Origin of the sequence: Hydrogenispora ethanolica (assembly GCF_004340685.1) — a bacterium.
GTDB lineage: Bacteria > Bacillota > UBA4882 > UBA8346 > UBA8346 > Hydrogenispora > Hydrogenispora ethanolica.
Map to the genome: position 1 here is coordinate 1 of NZ_SLUN01000080.1, position 2,202 is coordinate 2,202.

Below are 2,202 nucleotides of genomic sequence, written 5' to 3' on the forward strand. Positions count from 1 at the left end.
CAATGCTTTTTTGCGCCGGGGTGAGGGCTGCTTCGAACCGGAAAAATTGGGAGGCAAGCCAGACACTCCTTGGGGCGACTATAGTTCTCCGCGAAAGGCTTTTGCAGAAGGCAATTTGGGAGATTTCGGTTTCACTCGGAAAGCTTTTTCGTAAGCTTGATCGACGTAGCCCCTCATCCCCAGCCCTTCTCCCGGCGGCCGGGAGAAGGGAGTTGAGCTTGTTATGATAGCCAATCCGTTCCTAAAACCCTCTACCGGCCCTTGACGGGAGAGGGTCGGCGCAGGCTTTTTTACGCCGGGGTGAGGGCTGCTTCGAACCGGAGATTTGAAGGCAGTCAGTTATTTCTTAAGACGACTATTGGTCCCCGCGAAAGGCTTTTGGCATAAAGGCAATTTGGGGGATTTCGGTTTCATCGGAAAGCCCCTTTCGTAAGCTTGATCGACGCAGCCCCTCATCCCCAGCCCTTCTCCCGGCCGCCGGGAGAAGGGAGCTGAGCTTGATATGATAGCCAATCCGTTCCCCAAACCCTCTCTACCGGCCCTTGACGGGAGAGGGTCGGCGTAGGCTTTTTCGCGCCGGGGTGAGGGCTGCTTCGAACCGGAGATTTGAAGGCGGTCAGTTATTTCTTAAGACGACTATTGGTCCCCGCGAAAGGCTTTTGGCATAAAGGCAATTTGGGGGATTTCGGTTTCACTCGGAAAGCCCCTTTCGTAAGCTTGATCGACGTAGCCCCTCATCCCCAGCCCTTCTCCCGGCCGCCGGGAGAAGGAAGTTGAGCTTGATATGATAGCCAATCCGTTCCCCAAACCCTCTACCGGCCCTTGACGGGAGAGGGTCGGCGTAGGCTTTTTCGCGCCGGGGTGAGGGCTGCTTCGAACCGGAAAAATTGGGAGGCAAGCCAGACACTCCTTGGGGCGACTTTAGTTCTCCGCGAAAGGCTTTTGGCATAAAGGCAATTTGGGGGATTTCGGTTTCATCGGAAAGCTTTTTCGTAAGCTTGCTCGACGCAGCCCCTCATCCCCAGCCCTTCTCCCGGCATCGGCCAGGAGAAGGGATGCCGAGCTTGATATGATAGCCAATCCGTTCCCCAAACCCTCTACCGGTCCTTGACGGGAGAGGGTCGGCGCAATGCTTTTTTGCACCGGGGTGAGGGCTGCTTCGAACCGGAGATTTGAAGGCAGCCAGTTATTTCTTAAGACGACTATTGGTCCCCGCGAAAGGCTTTTGGCATAAAGGCAATTTGGGGGATTTCGGTTTCACTCGGAAAGCCCCTTTCGCAAGCTTGATCGACGCAGCCCCTCATCCCCAGCCCTTCTCCCGGCCGCCGGGAGAAGGGAGTTAAGCTTGATATGATAGCCAATCCGTTCCCCAAACCCTCTACCGGCCCTTGACGGGAGAGGGTCGGCGCAGGCTTTTTCGCGCCGGGGTGAGGGCTGCCTCGAACCGGAGATTTGAAGGCAGTCAGTTATTTCTTAAGACGACTATTGGTCCCCGCGAAAGGCTTTTGGCATAAAGGCAATTTGGGAGATTTCGGTTTCACTCGGAAAGCCCCTTTCGTAAGTCAACTCGACGCAGCCCCTCATCCCCAGCCCTTCTCCCGGCATCGGCCAGGAGAAGGGAGCCGAGCTTGATATGATAGCCAATCCGTTCCCCAAACCCTCTACCGGCCCTTGACGGGAGAGGGTCGGCGTGTCCCGGTAACAATGAAAGTGCCGGGAAACGTAAAAGCGGTAAAACACGTAAAGGAGATAGTTCTCTAAAAGCAAGCTTGGTACAAGCGGTAAAAGCAATTTCCCATACAAGAAACAATTATCTTTCAGCAATGTACCATCGGTTAGCAGGTCGAATTGGCAAGAACAAAGCAACGATCGCAGTGGCCCATGCAATTTTAGTCATCATTTACCATATGTTGAAAGATGGCACATCTTATCAGGACTTAGGAGCGAATTACCACGAAAAGATTAATATGAAAGCCACCGTTAAACGGTCTGTTAAACGTCTTGAAGCGCTAGGGTTTATTGTTTCGTTAGAAGCCCGAAATCCTGCTGTCTAAACGTTGATTGAGTGCTCCATGGGCTCCTTTTTCGTTGCCGTTTGTATTTTCTAAGTAGTCCCCCACCCCAGTATAGCTGGGGCAATCGAAAGGATGAAAATAAGCCATTTTTATACTCCCGCAGAGGCGCAAAGACGCAGAGTTTTTA

General features: G+C 53.1%; 1 protein-coding gene. It reads left to right on the top strand.

Annotated elements, in window-relative coordinates; all coding sequences use genetic code 11:
• Positions 1–1,643: 1,643 nt before the first annotated feature.
• Positions 1,644–2,054 carry a transposase gene (locus tag EDC14_RS26330; RefSeq protein WP_132018374.1) on the top strand — a complete coding sequence of 137 codons (411 nt, stop codon included), beginning with the start codon at positions 1,644–1,646 and terminating at the stop codon, positions 2,052–2,054.
• The last annotated feature ends 148 nt before the right edge of the window (positions 2,055–2,202 follow it).